This is a genomic window from Bacillus norwichensis, assembly GCF_014836955.1.
GTDB lineage: Bacteria > Bacillota > Bacilli > Bacillales > Bacillaceae_C > Siminovitchia > Siminovitchia norwichensis.
The window spans coordinates 48,954-61,437 of record NZ_JACSPV010000024.1 but is presented as its reverse complement, the minus strand read 5'-3'; the positions used below and the strand labels follow the sequence as shown (position 1 = coordinate 61,437).

The window sequence follows — 12,484 nt, the reverse complement described above, 5'->3', positions numbered from 1 at the left end:
GTGAGGTTTTTTTGTTACCACGCTATAAGCTCTCTGGAACCCCCGGCATAGCCAGGGGTTTTCTAAACCATCAAAAATAGACTGGGTGCATTACAACAATGCACCCAGCCTTTATGATGAATGGCAATCATTCCGACTTGTAATACCTATAGAAGTATTATAAAAATTTTCTTTGAACATTCCTGCCTTCATAGCTAAAAATCATCGAGCGATTCTCCACAATGCTCTCCATATGGACCGGTCTTCCCCAAAGCTGATAAATATAAGGAAGAACCTTCTCCAAGTACTTTAAGTCTAATTCTACTCCTTCATAAGAATGCTTGATATATAATTCCCCATTTTTCATGTAATCACCGTCATGAATGGTCAAATATGGAAATCCTCCGTTAACCCTCATATTAACAAGCTGATCCCGGACTTCCTTCCAATCTTTATCGACAATCTTATAATCGCGCCCCTGCTTCTGAAATAGATACATGTCTTCTCTGGAAACAAGTTCTTTCGTAAGATAATTTCGCAGAAAAGAGATGTCTGAATCAAGCTCTCTTACTTCAAAAATTTTCTCTCTTCCCGAACCAGGTTCGACCCCCTGTTTTTTTAACTCTTCATCTGGATTATTCCAGCGCTCTTCAATATCTTCGAAAATTTTCAACCCGATGTAATAAGGATTGATGCTTGTTTTCGATGGTTGAATAACTCCAGCATTCAATTTTGCGAAATCAATTGCTTCATCGCTGGATAAATCCATTTCCCTGATAATTCTTTGATGCCAATAAGAAGCCCAGCCTTCATTCATGATTTTTGTTTCCAACTGCGGCCAAAAATAGAGCATCTCTTCCCGGACCATCGTCATGATATCCCGCTGCCAATCAGAAAGCTCCCTACTGTACTGTTCAATAAAAAGCATCAAGTCTTTTTCTGGTTGAGGCGGAAACTTTTTCCTCCGCTTTTTTCTCTGCTTCTTAGGCTGTTGATCATCTAAATCCCACAAATCGTCAAATTCAGATACAGTTTTCTCCTCTTCTTCCTCCCACTCACCTTCATCCATTTTCAAATCAAGTGATGGTCGAATCAAAGAAGGGTCAATATGCTCTTCTATCGAAAGAACAGCATCTAGGAATTCCTCAACTTCCTGTCTTCCATGCTCAATTTCATATTGCCTGATTCTTTCCGCGGTTGCAGCCATACTCTCAACCATATCTCGTTTTGTATTTTTGAAGCGCACATTATTTTTGAAAAAATCACAATGGGCAAGAACATGGGCAACGATGAGCTTGTTCTGAATGAGTGTATTCGAATCCAACAAAAAGGCGTAACAAGGATTTGAGTTTATAACAAGTTCATATATCTTGCTTAAGCCAAAATCGTAATGAAGTTTCATTTTAAAAAATTGCTTTCCAAAGCTCCAGTGGGAAAAACGAGTCGGCATTCCGTAAGCTCCAAATGTATAAATGATATCTGCGGGGCAAATTTCATAACGCATAGGGTAAAAATCCAATCCGAATCCGCTGGCAATTTCTGTGATTTCTTTTATCGCATATTCCAATGTATTCTCATCCGCACTCATCGGCAATTCCCCTCCCTTATCCACAATGTATGAATAAAGAAGGGCAATCATGAAGATGCTTAAGCAATTCATTATATTTTTCCCAGCCGGTCCATTTGCATAACTATCAAGAATTGACAAGTCGCTTTTATAAATAATGTCAACATTTACACCAAGATTTCTGCTTCCTGCCGTCCATACTATAAGCAACTCCTAAAAAGGAGGGAGTTCATTTGCTGGACTATGATCGCGCGCTATACTATACCCATCGATCCGAATGGGATAATTTAATCGTTTTGATGGTGAGGACAAAAGACGATATGCTCTCAAAAAGAATTGAACGCTTTTTGCATGCGTATTATTTTTCCAAGGACTATTCACTGATTGAGCGCCAGCTCTTTTCTTTGCTCCGTTTCTTAGAGCATGCGGCATTAGTCACGGATGACAGTGACATTTTTGAAGACTGTCCTCTCACACCCATATAATCAGCGACTGCCGGAAATACCGGCAGTCGTTTACATAAACTGTTAAAACTCTTATGGCAAGGACATATTTTTTACATTTAGATTGGTTTGATACTATAATCAAGATAATTCTTAAATGAAAAAAATAAAAGGCAGTTGATGAGATGGAATCGAAAGCAGAAAAAAATCAGGAAAATTTGCTTTTTTTTGCATGGGCTATTTCTGTTGTTGCTACTCTCGGGAGTTTATATTTTTCCGAAATCAAACAATTCGAACCTTGTGAGCTTTGCTGGTACCAAAGGATTTTAATGTACCCGTTAACAATCCTGTTAGGAATTGCTTCAGTCAAAAAAAATTACGGTATTGCCTTATATTCGGCAATCTTTTCCGGAATCGGACTTTGCCTTTCCTTTTATCATTACTTAATTCAGAAAGTACCTTTTTTCACATCGGGAGCACCGGCGTGTGGCCGTGTTCCATGCACAGGAGAATACATAAACTGGCTTGGCTTTATCACCATACCTTTTCTTGCCCTTATTGCGTTTATTCTGATTTTCACTATTAGTTTGCTGTTGTTGAGAATGATCAAGGGAGTGGACCGTAAATGAAGAAATTAATTATTTTTTTAGTTGTCATTATTGCTTTGTTCGCCGGTATAGCAGGTCTGACCAAATGGCAGCAGGCGAAGCAATCGGAAGGAAATGTATATCAGAAAGAGGAACTTAAACCTGCAACTGTAGCATTGCTGGATGATCCTTTATATCAGAACATTATTCTACCCGATGAATTGAAGAAAAAACTGGATAAGAAAGAAGACGTGACTGTCTATTTCTTCAGTCCTGAGTGCTCACACTGTATGAATACAACACCGGAATTAATTCCTGCTGCGGAAAAGGTCGGTGTCGACGTATATCAATTTAATCTGCTTGAATTTGATGTTGAAGGCGCACCATACAAAATAAAATCCACCCCTACACTGATGCACTTCAAAGCCGGTGAAGAGTATGCACGACTTGTTGGTGCGCATACACAGGATGATATCGAATCTTGGTTAAAAGAAAACGTCAAGTAGGAGAAGATGAGTCAAAATTAGGACGGGCACAGTGCTCGTCCTTAGGTCTTTCCATAAAGAACCGGACACGTTTGCGATAAAATAACCAGCATTCCTAGTTTGAGCTTTTTAAATTAAATATTCATTTGCTGCTCTGGAAAACAGGGAGAACGCCATTTCAGGTCTATGTAGTACAGAAAACTGGTAATAGGTAAATGGAAAAGAAATATCAAAACACTCCAAAATATGCTTATTTCGAGTGAAAATTCTCTGATACTCTGAGTGATCAATAGGGAGCGCGTTCAATTCAAGTAATGAAATCAACACCTGAAGTGCAGCAATGATTTGAAATGCATCATTTGCAGTCTCCAGCCATTCCTCCTGCAAGCCAGGAGTTTTCAATACCTCCCCACGGATGAATTCGTCAATCTCCATTTCTTCAAAATATAAAGGAAATACGGAATGATAAAGATGGTCAATCAGGTCGCTGATCATCTTTTTTTGTTCTTTGCTTGCCGCGAAAACCACTCTCATTACCTGACCCGCCTTTAGAATAATTAATATTAGGTCCTTTAAGGATAACATACGTTAAATCTCCGTTTTCATGGTAAAGGCAGGAAATAAAATGGAGTTTTTTTCAATTGATTAGGAGGCCTTCTTAGCCTCCTTTTGGATATTATTATTCCATTTCATAACGTAAAAATAAGAATACTTTAGGCAGCGCCTGACCAAATTCATCTCCCACTTCACTGATACTTTTACAACTTGCCGAAGTAGGAAAATTTTTTCGAGCGAAAGGTAAATGCTATTTTGCGTAATTGCGCCCAGATTTTATTGAATTCCTCTCGACCGTGGGAGGCTTTAACTTTATTCAACCGGGGTTTGCCCCCAGCATTCGTCTCACCACTTACGGATGGAGGACCTTCCGTTGAATGAAGGTAAAAATGACAAGATCCGCAAAGGCGAAGTAGTACAGCCCCATTTATATTTAATGCTCTTCCTAAAAATTAAAGTTATCAGGATCCGGACCGAACCTCTCATTCATATTTAAAGCGTTAATGTCATTCATGTCACTCATTGATAGTTCAAAATCAAATAAATCAGTGTTTTCGCGAATCCGCTCTTCGTGTACTGATTTTGGAATAATAATGTGGCCGTTTTGTAAATGCCAGCGCAAAATAACCTGTGCCGTAGTTTTTCCATGCTTATCAGCAATATGCTTCAATGACGGCTCTTCCAGCAGACGGCCGCGCGCAATTGGTGACCATGCCTCAATCGCAATTTCATGCTGCTGGCAATATTCCCTCAAGGTCTCCTGAGTTAACCTTGGGTGCAGCTCCACTTGATTCACAACCGGCTTTTCATTGCTATTGGCTGCAAGGTCTTCCAAGTGATGGATTTGGAAATTACACACTCCAATGGCTTTCACCACTTTTTCATCATACAGCCTTTCTAAAGCGCGCCATGTTTCCTTGTATTTATCCTTTACAGCCCAATGAACAAGATAAAGGTCAAGATAGTCCATATCCAGCTTTTTCATGCTCTGCTCAAATGCTTTCATTGTTTCATCATACCCCTGGTTGGTATTCCAAACCTTTGTGGTGATAAAAAGTTCTTCCCTTGGAACTCCCGATTCTTTGACTGCTCTTCCGACTGTTTGCTCATTGCCATAAATATGGGCAGTGTCAATGGATCTGTAGCCGTGCTCAATGGCAATTTTTATGGCAGCTGCTGTTTCTTCTTCCTCAGTCATTTGATACACTCCGAGTCCTACGTACGGCATGTTCACACCATTATGCAGTGTTTTTACACCTTTCAAGTTCTTGATCATTCACAGTCCCTCCTCCATTTTCTACCATTGTATCCGTTTTCTATCTTCAAGACGAATAATTTGTTCACAATATTTATTCGACAGAAACTTTTAACTTTCTTCAATATGAGCTAAAATAAAAACGTTTGGTATAATAACCTTGGAAAAGGGTGGGAATTGAAAAATGGTCTTCAACAGGAAAAAAGACAAATTTGCTACATTATTGGAGAAAATTGCGGCAAACTTGAAAGTGAGTGCTGATTATTTCGCCGACTATAAACTTGGCAATGCAGACGATACAAAAATTTTCGCAGAAAAAATGAAGGAATACGAAAACATCGGAGATTCACTTGTTCACGAAATGATCACAGAATTGAACAACTCCTTCATTACCCCAATAGAGCGCGAAGATCTTTGGGACCTGTCCATGATCATGGATGATGTACTTGACGGTATGGAGCACACAGCTGGACTATTTGAAATGTACCACATTATTAAAGCTGATGAATATATGGTCAAGTTTGTAGAAACCATCCGCAAATGTGCAATTGAAATTGAGATTTCCATTGGATTGCTATTCAGTAAAAAACTTCCGGAAGTCCGTCCGCACGCTATCAAAATCAAAGAATATGAATCAATATGCGACGATGTACTACGCGAGTCCATGACACATTTGTTTGCAACAGAGACCGACCCAATTCAATTGATTAAGTATAAAGAAGTGTATGAGCATATGGAACAGATTGCGGACGACTGCCAAAGCGTCGCAAACACACTTGAAAGCATTGTGATGAAAAACGCTTAAGGGAGTCTTAACTTATGGATTCATTATTACTGATTACTATATTGATCGTTATTCTCGCTCTTTCTTTTGACTTTATTAACGGTTTCCATGATACGGCAAATGCCATTGCAACGGCTGTTTCTACCAAGGCCTTAAGGCCACGTGTTGCCATTGTCCTTGCGGCTACAATGAACTTTTTGGGAGCGATGACTTTTACAGGGGTTGCTCAGACTATCACCAAGGATATAGTTGACCCTTTCACTTTACAAAATGGTTCGATTGTTATCATGGCTGCGTTAATCTCGGCAATCGCCTGGAATTTGATTACCTGGTATTTTGCTATTCCGAGCAGTTCTTCGCATGCGCTGATAGGATCAATTGCTGGGGCAGCCATTGCATCAGCGGGAATAGCCTCGATTAACTTTAAAGGCTTTACCAAAATTATTGAGGCGCTGATTTTTTCACCTATTATCGCATTTGTCGTAGGTTTTATTATTTATTCGATTTTCAAAACCAGCTTTAAAAATTTAAATTTGGCGAAAACCAATAAACGTTTCCGCTATTTTCAAATATTTACTGCTTCTTTGCAGGCCTATACCCATGGCATGAACGATGCCCAAAAAGCGATGGGGATTATTACGATGGCCCTTATTGCCAATAATTTTCATACGACGACAGACATCCCATTGTGGGTTCAGATTTCCTGTGCGACCGCAATGGGACTTGGTACCTCCGTCGGCGGGTGGAAGATCATCAAAACAGTTGGCGGTAAAATCATGAAGATTCGTCCAGTGAATGGTGTTGCTGCAGATTTAAGTTCAGCCCTAATCATATTTGGTGCAACATACATTCACTTACCAGTAAGCACCACCCATGTCATTTCGTCATCTATCTTGGGGGTTGGTTCGTCCCACCGTGTAAGAGGGGTCAAATGGGATACAGCCAAAACGATGATTGTTACATGGTTTATCACGCTACCGATTACTATTTTGCTATCGGCACTTACTTATTACATTTTAACTATTTTTGTATAAATGTAGGCAATCCTATTTTTGGGATTGCCTTTTATTAGTTGAGCTCTGACCCCGCTTTTAATTCCTTCAAGTAAAAGAAATCAGATACTAACAAAGAGAAATTCTCTCAGGTCTCCGACCTTTTTGATGCCAACTCGAAATGGACATTTCCTTCTAAACAATCTTTTACGCCACGATTATTTCCTGAAGGTGTTCCCAGGATTCATTCCTTATAACTATTCCACGAGAGGTAACAAGAATTTTTCCTTTTCTACGTGCATACTCGTTTACTTTGAAAAACCTCCAAACACAGAAAGTCTAATCCTCGGCGATTAGACTTTTCCATTATAATTGCTATTTAAAAATGGACTGTTTTCTCTATTGCTTTCGCTACACGATTAGCCGTTGGCAAATAGTGCTGTTCCAAAGAATAGAGCGGAACCGGAACATCAAAGCCGGTGACCCTTTCAATCGGAGATTTTAAATAGAGAAAGGAAGTGTCATTGATCAATGCGATAATTTCCGTACCCAATCCACTTGTGGCATGAGCTTCATGAACGATGACTGCCCTTCCGGTTTTTTGTACCGACTCTGCAATCATATCGCGATCGAGCGGATACAGAGTCCGTAAATCCAACACCTCGCAGGAGATACCCTGTTCTTTCGCTTGTTCCGCAGCCTGAGCTGCAACCGGAACCATTGCTCCCCAAGCAATTACCGTTACATCATCTCCAGACGATAGCTTCTTCGCTTTACCGATTTCCACAGTATATTTCTCTGTTGGTACATCTTCTCTAAATGCCCGGTATGTTCTCATTGACTCGAGAAAAAGAACTGGGTCGGGATCTTCAATACTGGCAATCAGTAATCCTTTTGCATCATAGGGGTTTGCCGGACAAACTACTTTTATTCCCGGCATGTGAGTGAACAATGCTTCAACACTATCGGAATGGATTTCAGGAGCACGGATGCCAGCTCCATAGGGGGCACGGATGACAAGAGGAACATGAAAATAACCGTTCGTCCTCATTCTTAGCCTCGTAGCATGAGTCATGATCTGTTCAAAAGCGGGATAAATAAACCCAAGAAATTGCATTTCTATTACTGGGATTAAGCCATTGACCGCCATACCGATAGCGGTCCCCGCGATTCCAGATTCACTGATGGGGGTATCCATAACCCTTCGCTCTCCAAATTCTTCAATCAATCCCTCAGTTGCCCGGAAAACACCGCCATTGACCCCAATGTCCTCCCCCATCAAAATAATTTCTTCCCGCTCCTTCATCATGGTCCTTAGTCCATCGGTCACCGCTTGAACCAATGTGAGTTTTTGAGAGGCTGGTGCTGAAATGTTCATGATTGGACACCTCGCAAATAATCAAGATATTGTTCTTTCTGCTCCTGAATTGTCCACGTGTGTTCCACGAATACATGGTCAAATAAATCATTCACATCAGCTTCTGGATAAGCCTCCATTGTTTTGACAGCCTCTTCAATCGTCTCATTCGCCTCTTCCCGGATCAATTCACTCCAGCTCTCATCCCAGATACCCTCAATCTTCATAAACCTCTCCAACCGTAAAATCGGGTCTCCCTCGGTCCTTTTTTTCTCGCTCAATGACTGATCCCGATATTTTGTCGGATCATCTGCTGTTGTATGAGCGCCATATCTCCATGTCACAGCTTCGATTAATGTCGGTCCTTCTCCCGCTCGCGCCCTTTCCAAAGCCTTCTTCGTCTCAAAATACGCAGCAAACACATCATTACCGTCTATTCGAACTCCTGGTATATCATATGCTACGCCTTTTTGCGCGATTGTCTTGGAATTCATTTGGCGCTCAATTGGGACTGAGATCGCATATTTATTATTTTGGTTAAAAAAGATGACCGGAGCTTTAAAAATACTCGCGAAATTCATCCCTTCATGAAAGTCCCCTTCAGAAGTTGAACCGTCTCCAAAATAAACAATAGCCGCATTATCTGTTCCTTTGTATTGCTCTGCCATAGCGGCTCCCGCTGCATGCGGCAGCTGGGTGGCAAGGGGGACAGCCGGTGGAAAAATCTTTTTTCCTTCTGGAGGAATGCACCCTTCTGCTCTTCCATTCCAATAAAGTAACACCCTATCTAGCGGCATTCCAAATGTTATGGTGGCTGCATGATCTCTGTATGTCGGAAAAATCCAATCATCAGGTTTCAAAGCATACGCGCTGCCGACTTGAGCGGCTTCTTGCCCCTCAAATGGAGGATAAGTTCCAAGTCGTCCCTGTCGTTGCATATTGATTGCCTTCCTGTCAAACGTTCTCATTAGCACCATTTGCCGATAGAATTTTTTTGTAAGCTCTTCAGTCAACTCACTTTTCAATTCATTATTTACAAGAGTCCCATCTCCATTTATACAAACAACCTTAGCAAATTTCTCCTCCATGCTACTCCTCCTTTAGATAGAATGATCACACGGATTTCATACTTGATCTGCCTTTTCAGTGAGATGTTTTGCAAAAAATCAATTTTTCTCGACTGGATTTTTTGCTTACATAAGCTGTTGGCCACTTTTACAGTGAAAAAAGGAATCATAAATGGATTTAACTTTGGTCAGCACATACTGTTCATTGACTCCGTGCAAGCCTATCCCTTTATCATTCCCTGTTGTTGAAGCTGATTGAAACGATGACATTTTCTTCTCATCTCGAAAAAAAGTTAACCAATCTAAAAATTAAATGAAGCGCTTTCATTCAGACAACCCGGCAGATTCGGGGCAATATAATCCAAATAATCACATGGCCCCGCCGGCTTTTCGGTACAGCTATTAAGAATGCTCCGATATTAGAACCGCAATTCTTTAGCTTGTTAATAAAGCTTTATCACTTGCAAATTGCTCTCCGCGAATTCTCTGGAATTCAGCAAGTAGTTTCTCAATCGTTAATTCTTTCTTCTCTTTTTCTTCCACTTCAAGGATGATCTGTCCTTTGTCCATCATAATGAGCCTGTTTCCTAAGTCAAGTGCCTGCTGCATGTTATGCGTAACCATTAGAGTAGTCAAGTTATCCTTGTAGACAAGCTCTTTCGTCAGGTTCGTAATCAACTCGGCTCTTGCAGGGTCAAGCGCTGCTGTATGCTCATCAAGCAACAGAATGGAAGGCTGAGTAAAAGTAGCCATCAACAGAGACAATGCCTGCCTCTCCCCTCCAGACAGAAGCCCCACTTTAGCATTTAAACGGTTTTCCAAATTTAAATGAAGAGTCTCCAAAGACGTGCGGAAAAAGTCCTTTCTTTTCCTGTCTACTCCTCTTTTCAAGGTCCGTTTTTTATTTCTGGAATAAGCCATTGCCAAATTTTCTTCAATTGTCATCGTGGGCGCAGTACCTGCCATGGGATCCTGAAACACTCTGCCAATAAAGTGAGAGCGTTTATACTCAGGAAGTCTGGTCACATTCTTAGAATCAATATTCACTGTACCAACATCCGGGCTAAGAACACCTGAAATCATATTCATCAAAGTGGACTTGCCAGCACCGTTACTGCCGATCACTGTGACAAAATCGCCTTCTTTCAAAGAGTAGCTTACTTGATCCAGGGCGATTTTTTCATCCGGTGTGCCTTCATTGAAGATTTTGTTAATCTGTTCGAGCTTCAGCAACGGTTTCCACCTCCTTGTTTTTGGCTGCTTCCAAAGCTGCCACTCTTTCGGCATGCCACTTGACCTTTCTTCTGCCTTCTCTTCTCTTCTCAATCAATTGAGGCATTACAAGGGCAGCAATGACGATTACAGCTGTAATTAGTTTCATATCACCTGTATCAAGCAACTTGATTCTCAAAGCCAATCCAAGAACAATACGATATATAATTGCTCCAGCTACAACAGCCAATGTAGTCCTTACAATGGTCTTTGTTCCGAAAATAGCTTCACCAATAATAACTGATGCAAGACCGATGATAATCATCCCGATCCCCATACCGATATCCGAGAATTTTGCATATTGTGCAATCAATGCTCCAGAAAAAGCTACCATGGCGTTGGAAATCCCAAGACCAATTATAACTAAATTATCAGTATTCGCTGAAAAACTTCTAATCATCCGCTTATTGTCCCCTGTGGCTCTAATAGCAAGACCCAGTTCCGTTTGCAGGAACCAATCTGCTGCAAACTTAATAATCAAGGTCAGAATTGCCATGAGAATCAGCGTACCCCAAGTAGATGGAAGGTGCTGGATGCCAATAGCTCCCAACATATTGTTCAATGCAGCGTCAATCCCGAGGTTTCCCCAAAACGCTTGGAACTTCGAAAAGATTGTCTCTGAATTTAACAGCGGGATATTCGGTCTGCCAACAGAATTATCAGAGGTTAATCCCATAATCCGTAAATTTATGGAATATAGAGCAATCATCATTAATATCCCGGATAGAAGAGGATTAATCTTTCCTTTTGTATGCAATAATCCTGTAGTACAACCAGCAAGGAATCCAACGACGAGTGCAACAGCCGTAGCTGCCGCCGGATGATATCCGAAAAATATCATCGTAGCGGCAACTGCAGCACCTGTTACAAAACTTCCATCGACGGTAAGATCCGGAAAATCAAGAACCCGGAAAGAAAGGTACACCCCAAGGGCCATAATCGCATAGATGATTCCCTGCTCAACGGAGCCAAACAAAGCTGCAAACATGTAGAATCATCTCCTTATTTTTCTAGATCTTTAACGTCTTCTGCATTCCATTCATCTTTAATTTTTAATTCAATAGCTTTAGCAGTTTCTTTATTAATGATAAATTTCAGATTTTGCGGATTTTGGACTGGCATTTCTGCTGGTTCGCCTTCACCTTTTAAGATTTTTACAGCCATTTCACCAGCTTCATATCCAATATCATAGTACTCAAACCCATAGGCTCCGAGTCCGCCTCTTTTGACAGAGTCGAATTCCCCAACCATCATCGGAATCTTATTGTCATTTGCAACAGATACGACAGATTCAAGGGCAGAAACGACAGTATTGTCAGTAATGGTGTACATGGAGTCCACTTTTCCGACAAGTGATTCAGCCGCCTGTTTTACATCAGCAGATGTTGCTACCGAAGCTTCAACGATCTCAAGACCAATTCCTTCGTCTTTAATCAACTTTTTAATAGAGTCTACCTGTGCACGTGAGTTTTGCTCGCCTGAGTTGAATACCATCCCAACTTTCTTGGCATCTAACTCATTTTTCAAAAACTTCAACGTGTTTGGAATCGCATCTGGGTGGGTATCTACTGTACCCGTCACATTACCGCCAGGCTTTTCATTAGATTCAACCAATTCAGCACCTTCGGCATCCGTAACAGAGGTAAACACGATCGGAATGTCGCTTGTTGCGCTAGCAGATGCCTGCGCACTTGGTGTAGAGTTGGCGAAAATAAGATCCACTCCGCCGCTTACCAGGTTATTCGCAATAGAGGTGTTTGCACTGTTGTCACCTTGTGCAATTTGTACATCATATTCAGCATCGATTCCTGCTTCCTCAAGTGCCGCTTTAAAACCGTCAAAAGCTGCATTCAAAGAAGGGTGCTCAACAATTTGAGTAACTCCAATTTTGTATGTCTTTGACTCCTCCTGCTTTTCTGCCTCTTTTGGCTTCTCCTCTTTTTCAGGAGCTGCAGTGTTGCTTCCGCAGGCTGCGAGCATCAAGACTGCTCCGCTGAATAAAGCCATCGCGCTTCTTTTTAACTTCCTTTTCATTCATTTTCCCCCTCTTTGTTTTTTTATCGCCTTTTGGTAAAGGACAATAATTACCGTAATGGTACAATGGTTGGACTTGTTAGTCAATAAGTTTCAAAGGTTAGCAG

General features: G+C 41.1%; 13 protein-coding genes. 5 read left to right on the top strand and 8 right to left on the bottom strand.

Annotation, left to right across the window (positions count from 1 at the left end; all coding sequences use genetic code 11):
• Positions 1–157: 157 nt before the first annotated feature.
• Positions 158–1,567 (bottom strand): SpoVR family protein, encoded by a 1,410-nt coding sequence (locus H9631_RS13810; RefSeq protein WP_191813735.1) that lies wholly within the window; start codon positions 1,565–1,567, stop codon positions 158–160.
• A 212-nt stretch (positions 1,568–1,779) separates the two neighbouring features.
• On the opposite strand from H9631_RS13810, the gene H9631_RS13805 reads away from it, so the two are divergent.
• From H9631_RS13805 to H9631_RS13795, 3 genes are all read left to right on the top strand, one after another.
• The gene (locus H9631_RS13805) at positions 1,780–2,031 is read left to right on the top strand and encodes a YhdB family protein (RefSeq protein WP_191813733.1); all 252 of its coding nucleotides are present in this window, start codon (positions 1,780–1,782) and stop codon (positions 2,029–2,031) included.
• Positions 2,032–2,174: 143 nt separating this feature from the next.
• Positions 2,175–2,618 (top strand): disulfide oxidoreductase, encoded by a 444-nt coding sequence (locus H9631_RS13800; protein ID WP_191813731.1) that lies wholly within the window; start codon positions 2,175–2,177, stop codon positions 2,616–2,618.
• Positions 2,615–3,082 carry a thioredoxin family protein gene (locus H9631_RS13795; RefSeq protein ID WP_191813729.1) on the top strand — a complete coding sequence of 156 codons (468 nt, stop codon included), beginning with the start codon at positions 2,615–2,617 and terminating at the stop codon, positions 3,080–3,082. Before H9631_RS13800 ends, H9631_RS13795 begins: the two co-directional genes overlap by 4 nt.
• Positions 3,083–3,190: 108 nt before the next feature.
• Here the strand turns inward: H9631_RS13795 and H9631_RS13790 are convergent, their stop codons facing one another.
• Positions 3,191–3,595 (bottom strand): DUF5365 family protein, encoded by a 405-nt coding sequence (locus H9631_RS13790; protein WP_191813727.1) that lies wholly within the window; start codon positions 3,593–3,595, stop codon positions 3,191–3,193.
• A gap of 466 nt (positions 3,596–4,061) precedes the next feature.
• A complete protein-coding gene (locus H9631_RS13785; protein ID WP_191813725.1) occupies positions 4,062–4,892 on the bottom strand; it encodes an aldo/keto reductase in 831 nt (276 codons plus the stop codon).
• Positions 4,893–5,055: 163 nt separating this feature from the next.
• Between H9631_RS13785 and H9631_RS13780 the strand changes: the two genes are divergently transcribed.
• The gene (locus tag H9631_RS13780; protein ID WP_191813723.1) at positions 5,056–5,676 is read left to right on the top strand and encodes a DUF47 domain-containing protein; all 621 of its coding nucleotides are present in this window, start codon (positions 5,056–5,058) and stop codon (positions 5,674–5,676) included.
• Between the two features lie 14 nt (positions 5,677–5,690).
• Complete coding sequence (locus H9631_RS13775; protein ID WP_191813721.1) at positions 5,691–6,689, top strand: inorganic phosphate transporter; 999 nt, start codon at positions 5,691–5,693, stop codon at positions 6,687–6,689.
• Positions 6,690–7,026: 337 nt separating this feature from the next.
• Here the strand turns inward: H9631_RS13775 and H9631_RS13770 are convergent, their stop codons facing one another.
• From H9631_RS13770 to H9631_RS13750, 5 genes are all read right to left on the bottom strand, one after another.
• Positions 7,027–8,025: an alpha-ketoacid dehydrogenase subunit beta gene (locus tag H9631_RS13770; RefSeq protein WP_191813719.1), complete on the bottom strand. Its 999-nt coding sequence runs from the start codon at positions 8,023–8,025 to the stop codon at positions 7,027–7,029.
• A complete protein-coding gene (pdhA, locus tag H9631_RS13765; protein WP_191813717.1) occupies positions 8,022–9,092 on the bottom strand; it encodes a pyruvate dehydrogenase (acetyl-transferring) E1 component subunit alpha in 1,071 nt (356 codons plus the stop codon). The genes H9631_RS13770 and pdhA overlap by 4 nt, the downstream gene beginning before the upstream one ends.
• Before the next feature lie 414 nt (positions 9,093–9,506).
• Positions 9,507–10,304 (bottom strand): ABC transporter ATP-binding protein, encoded by a 798-nt coding sequence (locus H9631_RS13760; protein WP_191813715.1) that lies wholly within the window; start codon positions 10,302–10,304, stop codon positions 9,507–9,509.
• On the bottom strand, positions 10,282–11,331 hold the full coding sequence (locus H9631_RS13755; protein WP_191813713.1) for an ABC transporter permease: 1,050 nt from the start codon (positions 11,329–11,331) through the stop codon (positions 10,282–10,284). Before H9631_RS13755 ends, H9631_RS13760 begins: the two co-directional genes overlap by 23 nt.
• A 14-nt stretch (positions 11,332–11,345) precedes the next feature.
• On the bottom strand, positions 11,346–12,377 hold the full coding sequence (locus H9631_RS13750) for an ABC transporter substrate-binding protein (RefSeq protein WP_191813712.1): 1,032 nt from the start codon (positions 12,375–12,377) through the stop codon (positions 11,346–11,348).
• Between the last annotated feature and the right edge of the window lie 107 nt (positions 12,378–12,484).

What these genes read in the sequence shown, in the direction of transcription:
- H9631_RS13755 (WP_191813713.1), bottom strand. Translation starts at nt 11,331, where the DNA reads ATGTTTGCAGCTTTGTTTGGCTCCGTTGAGCAGGGAATCATCTATGCG.
- H9631_RS13785 (WP_191813725.1), bottom strand. Translation starts at nt 4,892, where the DNA reads ATGATCAAGAACTTGAAAGGTGTAAAAACACTGCATAATGGTGTGAAC.
- H9631_RS13780 (WP_191813723.1), top strand. Translation starts at nt 5,056, where the DNA reads ATGGTCTTCAACAGGAAAAAAGACAAATTTGCTACATTATTGGAGAAA.
- H9631_RS13810 (WP_191813735.1), bottom strand. Translation starts at nt 1,567, where the DNA reads ATGAGTGCGGATGAGAATACATTGGAATATGCGATAAAAGAAATCACA.
- H9631_RS13795 (WP_191813729.1), top strand. Translation starts at nt 2,615, where the DNA reads ATGAAGAAATTAATTATTTTTTTAGTTGTCATTATTGCTTTGTTCGCC.
- H9631_RS13775 (WP_191813721.1), top strand. Translation starts at nt 5,691, where the DNA reads ATGGATTCATTATTACTGATTACTATATTGATCGTTATTCTCGCTCTT.
- H9631_RS13770 (WP_191813719.1), bottom strand. Translation starts at nt 8,025, where the DNA reads ATGAACATTTCAGCACCAGCCTCTCAAAAACTCACATTGGTTCAAGCG.
- H9631_RS13790 (WP_191813727.1), bottom strand. Translation starts at nt 3,595, where the DNA reads ATGAGAGTGGTTTTCGCGGCAAGCAAAGAACAAAAAAAGATGATCAGC.
- H9631_RS13750 (WP_191813712.1), bottom strand. Translation starts at nt 12,377, where the DNA reads ATGAAAAGGAAGTTAAAAAGAAGCGCGATGGCTTTATTCAGCGGAGCA.
- pdhA (WP_191813717.1), bottom strand. Translation starts at nt 9,092, where the DNA reads ATGGAGGAGAAATTTGCTAAGGTTGTTTGTATAAATGGAGATGGGACT.
- H9631_RS13800 (WP_191813731.1), top strand. Translation starts at nt 2,175, where the DNA reads ATGGAATCGAAAGCAGAAAAAAATCAGGAAAATTTGCTTTTTTTTGCA.